Origin of the sequence: Gordonia sp. AC31, assembly GCF_031844505.1 — a bacterium.
GTDB classification, from domain to species: Bacteria; Actinomycetota; Actinomycetes; order Mycobacteriales; family Mycobacteriaceae; genus Gordonia; species Gordonia hongkongensis.
In genome coordinates this window covers 1-5,109 of record NZ_JAUZVK010000053.1, presented here as the reverse complement: position 1 = coordinate 5,109, position 5,109 = coordinate 1, and the positions used below count along the sequence as shown (strand labels likewise).

6 protein-coding genes and 1 pseudogene are annotated in these 5,109 nt (G+C 65.9%); 2 read left to right on the top strand and 5 right to left on the bottom strand.

The features are described 5' to 3' along the window. Positions 1-154: 154 nt before the first annotated feature. The 5 genes and pseudogenes from Q9R39_RS24295 to Q9R39_RS24275 all read right to left on the bottom strand — a co-directional run bounded on the left by Q9R39_RS24295 (position 155) and on the right by Q9R39_RS24275 (position 3,528). Positions 155-589 carry a hypothetical protein gene (locus Q9R39_RS24295; RefSeq protein ID WP_078114073.1) on the bottom strand — a complete coding sequence of 145 codons (435 nt, stop codon included), beginning with the start codon at positions 587-589 and terminating at the stop codon, positions 155-157. Beyond that, on the bottom strand, positions 586-1,767 hold the full coding sequence (locus Q9R39_RS24290) for a globin domain-containing protein (RefSeq protein WP_078114072.1): 1,182 nt from the start codon (positions 1,765-1,767) through the stop codon (positions 586-588). The genes Q9R39_RS24295 and Q9R39_RS24290 overlap by 4 nt, the downstream gene beginning before the upstream one ends. Positions 1,768-1,887: 120 nt before the next feature. Further along, on the bottom strand, positions 1,888-2,382 hold the full coding sequence (locus tag Q9R39_RS24285) for an Rrf2 family transcriptional regulator (RefSeq protein WP_078114071.1): 495 nt from the start codon (positions 2,380-2,382) through the stop codon (positions 1,888-1,890). A gap of 57 nt (positions 2,383-2,439) precedes the next feature. Next, positions 2,440-2,694, bottom strand: a complete 255-nt coding sequence (locus Q9R39_RS24280) for a DUF2510 domain-containing protein (RefSeq protein ID WP_058253034.1) — start codon at positions 2,692-2,694, stop codon at positions 2,440-2,442. A gap of 80 nt (positions 2,695-2,774) precedes the next feature. Beyond that, positions 2,775-3,528 (bottom strand): annotated as a pseudogene (locus tag Q9R39_RS24275) (DUF72 domain-containing protein). A gap of 132 nt (positions 3,529-3,660) precedes the next feature. On the opposite strand from Q9R39_RS24275, the gene wrbA reads away from it, so the two are divergent. Beyond that, on the top strand, positions 3,661-4,260 hold the full coding sequence (wrbA, locus tag Q9R39_RS24270) for an NAD(P)H:quinone oxidoreductase (protein ID WP_058253059.1): 600 nt from the start codon (positions 3,661-3,663) through the stop codon (positions 4,258-4,260). Positions 4,261-4,549: 289 nt separating this feature from the next. Further along, positions 4,550-5,056 (top strand): FBP domain-containing protein, encoded by a 507-nt coding sequence (locus Q9R39_RS24265; RefSeq protein ID WP_311278414.1) that lies wholly within the window; start codon positions 4,550-4,552, stop codon positions 5,054-5,056. Positions 5,057-5,109: the final 53 nt, after the last annotated feature.

Sequence of the window (5,109 nt, the reverse complement as noted above, 5' to 3'; positions counted from 1 at the left end):
GCCACCCCCCTGCTCCCTGAGGAGGCCGGAGCTTGCGGAGGCCGTCACGAAGGGTCCTGGTGAGGTGCGTCGCCAAACCCTTCGAGGCTCGTCGCTATCGCTCCTCGCACCTCAGGGATCAATGGTCTTGTCGTTCTTCCGGATTGGGGAGGGATCAGCTAGCACCGATCAGCACGGCGGCGCCGAGCCACACGAGCGCGACGACCTTCAGGACCTCGAAGCCGACGTAGACGAGGTGGGCGTGACTTCGAGGTCCGTCGTGTCCGGCGAGCACTGCGTCGGATCGCTTGGTCAGTGCCGGTCGGACGGCCACCAACTGAACGGCGAGCGCGGCAATCGCCACACCGGCGGTGATCGGCACGGCAGCGCCGGACCACGAGCCCCACACAACCGCGATCAGAATGCCGACCGCCCAGACGATCTCAGCCGCATTCAGCGCCCGGAACACCAACCGGCCGATGCCGAGACCGATGGGCAGAGTCACCCCGGGGGCACGGAACTTGAGCGGCGCCTCGATGAACGAGATGGCGAACACCATTCCGAGCCACAAGAAGGTCAGCGCGGTCACCACCGCGCCCGCGGTGCTCATCGGGCGCCGGTCCGGAGCAGTTCCGGTCCGAATGTCTCGTAGTGAATCCGGCTCTCGTCGACGTCGCGACCGACGAAGGCCTCACGCATCGACGACAGGAATCCGGTGGGACCGCAGAGCATGATGTGAGCATCCCTCTCGACGTCGAGGTTGTCGAGGGTCATCTGTCCGATGCGGATCGCGTCCGAGACGACGTGCGGCGAGGCGCTCTCGTACCACTGGATCAGCCGGCCCGACGGGAGCGAGTCGACCAGCGCAGCCAGCATGCCGCGGTGCGGCTGACGATCCCGCGAACGGTCGGCGTGGAGGACGGTCACCGGCCGGGTGTCGCGCTTCTCCGACAGGGCGGTGAGCAGCCCGATCACAGGTGTGCAGCCGATCCCGGCCGAAGCGAGCAGGAGCGGAGCGTCGTCGTCGGGCAGCACCAGGTCACCGAAGGGCGTGCTGACATCGAGGAGGTCACCTTCGAAGACGTGCTCGTGCAAATGCGCCGACACCTCGCCGGCGAGTTTGACACTGAACCGCCATCGCGACTCCGCCGGCGAGCCCGTGAGGCTGTACTGGCGGATCTGCCGGGCGCCGTCGGCCAGGGGGACCTGCACCGATATGTATTGTCCAGGTCGGAATCTCGGCAGATCACCGTCGACTGCATCGACGGTCAGCGCGATCGTGTCGGGAGAGACCTGCACGCGGTCGGTGACCCGGACCTCACGCCAGACCTGCCCGGGACCGACGTCGGCGGCGGCATACAGTTCGGCTTCCGATGCGATGAGCAGGTCGGCCATGTCCCAGTACAGCTGATCCCAGGCATCCGCGACGTCGGGAGTGACCGCAGCGCCGAGCACTTCGACGATCGCAGCGAAAAGATGCTCGTGCACAACGGCATACTGATCGGCTGTGACCCCGAGTGAGGCGTGCTTGTGTGCGATGCGGTCGAGGATGAAACGCTGGCGACGGACGTCGGGCTCGAGCTGGAGACGAGCGAACGCGGCTATCGAACCGGCAAGGGCCTGCGGCTGATCACCCGACTTCTGGTGCGTGCGGTTGAAGAGATTGTCGAGCAGATCGGGATGCGCGGCGAACAGTCCGCGATAGAAGCGCGGGGTGATCTCCGCAAGCGACCCTTCGACGGCGGGAAGCGTGGCGGCGATCGTCGCGCGTTGGGTGTCAGACAGCATGAGAACTCCTTTGTTCATCTGCTCATCGGGTTGGTGCGCAGGAAGAATGTGTGACGGGTCGAGCGTCGCCCCCGCTGGTTGAGCTTGTCGAAACCACCACCGCAGCAGGCGGTTACAGCGTCAGGTCGCTGTGGGTGCGGCAGCTTCGGATACCGGTCCGTCCCGCGGCGGCCGGGACGACAGCGACAGCAACACCGCGGTCGTCGGCTCGCGGGCGAGATCGGCGACCGTCTCGGAGTCGAGACTCTCATAGAATGCGGCGACCGCTCGGGCGAGGGACCCCCGGAGCCGGCAGGCGTGGCGCAACGGGCAGGGTTGTGCGCCTTCGCATTCCACGACCTCGCCGTCACCTTCGAGCGAACGGGCGAGCCACCCGACGCGGGCATCGCGGCCGAGTTCGGTGATCGTCAGCCCGCCGGTTCGACCGCGCCGAGCGTGTACGACGCCGAGTTCCGACAGCCTTCCGACGACCTTGGCGACGTGTGTGTATGGGACCGCGAGTTCGCGGGCGAGATCCTTGGTGGTGAGAGCTGTTGCAACAGAGCCATGTTGACCCGAGACGGCCAGCCGCATCACGACCCGGAGGCCGATGTCGGTGAAGCGCGTCAGTTGCATGTCGTAAGTAGAACACAAATTGGCACCTTAGATGCCAATTAAATGAGGTGACGCCGGTCACGCGAGGTGAGCCGGCCGGCTACTAGTCTGCGCCGATGCGGGCCGCGTGTGAGCGGTCCAGGCGTGGCCGTCGTGGTACCGGTCCACGTCCGGATACTGCGGGTCCGGGTACCAGCCACCCATCCCATTCCGTCCGGCGTCGACAGCCGAGTTCTTCGACTTACGGGACACCAGTACGACGATGCCGACGATCCCGGCACCGAGAACCGCCAGCAGCACGAGCAGGACGGCGAGCATCAGGATGATCGACATGCACGTACCGTACCGAGACCGGCGGGCGGCGCCACCGGGCCGACGCTCCGATTCCGTCGAATGACGGACCGCCAATGGGGTCAGTCTCCGACGGTCTTCACCGTCGTGCCCATGCGTCGCGCGCGGCGGATCATGATGGCGGCGTTGTCGATCGCGGCGCATCCCGGGTCGTTGTTGAAGTAGACGTAGACGTCACACGAATCGTCGAAGGACTCCGACAGACGGCGTAACCAACTGTCGATCGCCCGGGTTCCCTAGCTCATCGGTCGTCGAGACGTCCCGTCGTGAAGGCGCAGGTATCCGAAATCGGCTGTGCGCCAAAGAGGGTTGAGGATTCGGTTCTTCCGGTCGGCCCAGCACAGCGCCGCGTTGTGCCGCTCGAGGACCGTCCTTGTCTCGTCGCACCACCAGGACTCGCGCCGGGGTTCGACGGCGACCTGCACCGACGTCGGAAACCTCGCGAGCGTCTCGTCGAGGGCGTCGGGGATGGCGCGGAGAGTGGGCGGCAACTCCGAGGAGCACCGGTCCCAGCCGGCCGTCGAGCCCGGCCGACCGATCGAGGAACCGCTGGACCGGTTCGGCCGGCTCGTTGAGCCGTTTGATGTGCCCCAGATAGCGACTCATCTCCGCGGCCATCCGGAAGTCGGCGGGGACCGTCTCGGCCCAGCGCTCGAACGCCTTCCGCTCGGGCAACCGGTAGAAGGTGTTGTTGACCTCGGCGGTCGGGAACCGCTGCGCGTAGTAGTCCAACCACAACCGTTGCGGGAGCTTCTCGGGATAGAAGGCACCGCGCCAGTCCCGGTACTGCCAGCCGGAGGTGCCGATGAACAGCATCGCGCAACTATCCGTTCGGGACGGGGCTACGAATCCCGTCCACGACGAGTACCCGGTATGCGCGTGGGTGTCGACTCACGGCTCGTGGGTACCCGTCGGTGGCACATGCCAATCACCGAGACGGGAGTACACATGACCAAGCTGGCGATCATCTACTACTCGGCCACCGGACACGGCACTGCGATGGCACAGGTGCTGTCGGATGCCGCTGAATCCGCCGGTGCCGAGGTCCGAGTCCGCCACATTGCCGAAACCCGGGACCCGCAGACGTTCGCCGAGAACCCGGCCTGGTCGGCCAACTACGAGGCCACCAAGGACCTACCCGCCGCGACCGGCGACGACATCGTCTGGGCAGACGGCGTCATCTTCGGGAGCCCGACGCGGTTCGGCAGCACTGCTTCGCCGTTCCAGACATACATCGACTCTCTCGGGGGACTGTGGGCCGAGGGCAAGCTCGCCGACAAGGCCTACGCCGCCTACACCTCCAGCAACACCGCCCACGGCGGGCAAGAGACTACCCTCACCGCTCTCTACACATCGCTGATGCACTTCGGCGGCATCCTCGTCCCGCCCGGGTACACGGACGGACTGAAGTTCGCCGACGGCAACCCGTACGGCGTCTCCCATGTCACGGGTCCGGAGAACAAGAACGAGCTCGACGACGCGACGAAGGCCGCGCTCGAACACATGGCGCAGCGGGTGGTGCGGATCGCGGGCCTCCTCGCTGCCTGATAGTCGTCGCTCACGAGATCCGTTCCCGCTCAGCCGTTTGGTTCGGGCGGGGACGGATCTTGTGAGCGCGCGGTCGCCGTAATCGAGTTGACAGCGAAGGTTCGGCGGTTCACCATCGGTCCTCGTGTCTGTCAGTGTGTCGCCCTCCGGGCGTGAGGAGGTCGTCGGCGTCGTGCGCGCCGACGGTTGATTAACCCGCTCCGATCGGCGCGCGTCCCCGCAGTTGTGGACCGCGCCGGTCGAATCGTGCACTCTTTTTCCTCCTCCGACACCTGAGGTGTATCCACTCATGCATTCCTTGACCGAAACCCAGATCCGTTCGTCGTTCGTCAACGCCTCGCTGCGCGAACGCAAGAGCGTGACCCTTCCACCCGACTTCGACGACTTCGACTGGGAGCGAATCGATTTCGTCGGCTGGCGCGACCCGAAACTACCGATGGTCGGATACGTGGTCATCCCGACCGACGACGACGTCGTGGGCATCATGCTCCGTCTCGGCGGCCGCCAGCCGCGAACCCGTCCCCTGTGCTCGTTCTGCGAGGACGTGCATCTACCCAACGAGGTCGCCTTCTTCAGTGCGAAACTCGCCGGCGCCGCGGGACGCAAGGGCAACACGGTCGGGACGTTGATCTGCTCGAACTTCGAGTGTTCGGCGAACGTCCGCGCCAAGCCGTCGGCCATCTTCTCCACAGACGACCCCGAAACCGTTCGGCAACATCGCATTCAGGCATTGCGGAGCCACCTCTCCGGCTTCGCACGGCGAGTGGCGAGCGGCGACAGCCCCTCTGCTCCCTGATCCGAAAGAACGACCTGCCCCCCTAAGGAGCTTGCAGAGGGCGCGTCTACTTC

Excerpts from the sequence above, each read along its gene's own strand:
- Q9R39_RS24280 (WP_058253034.1), bottom strand. The coding sequence starts at position 2,694 with ATGTCGATCATCCTGATGCTCGCCGTCCTGCTCGTGCTGCTGGCGGTT.
- Q9R39_RS24285 (WP_078114071.1), bottom strand. The coding sequence starts at position 2,382 with ATGCAACTGACGCGCTTCACCGACATCGGCCTCCGGGTCGTGATGCGG.
- wrbA (WP_058253059.1), top strand. The coding sequence starts at position 3,661 with ATGACCAAGCTGGCGATCATCTACTACTCGGCCACCGGACACGGCACT.
- Q9R39_RS24290 (WP_078114072.1), bottom strand. The coding sequence starts at position 1,767 with ATGCTGTCTGACACCCAACGCGCGACGATCGCCGCCACGCTTCCCGCC.
- Q9R39_RS24265 (WP_311278414.1), top strand. The coding sequence starts at position 4,550 with ATGCATTCCTTGACCGAAACCCAGATCCGTTCGTCGTTCGTCAACGCC.
- Q9R39_RS24295 (WP_078114073.1), bottom strand. The coding sequence starts at position 589 with ATGAGCACCGCGGGCGCGGTGGTGACCGCGCTGACCTTCTTGTGGCTC.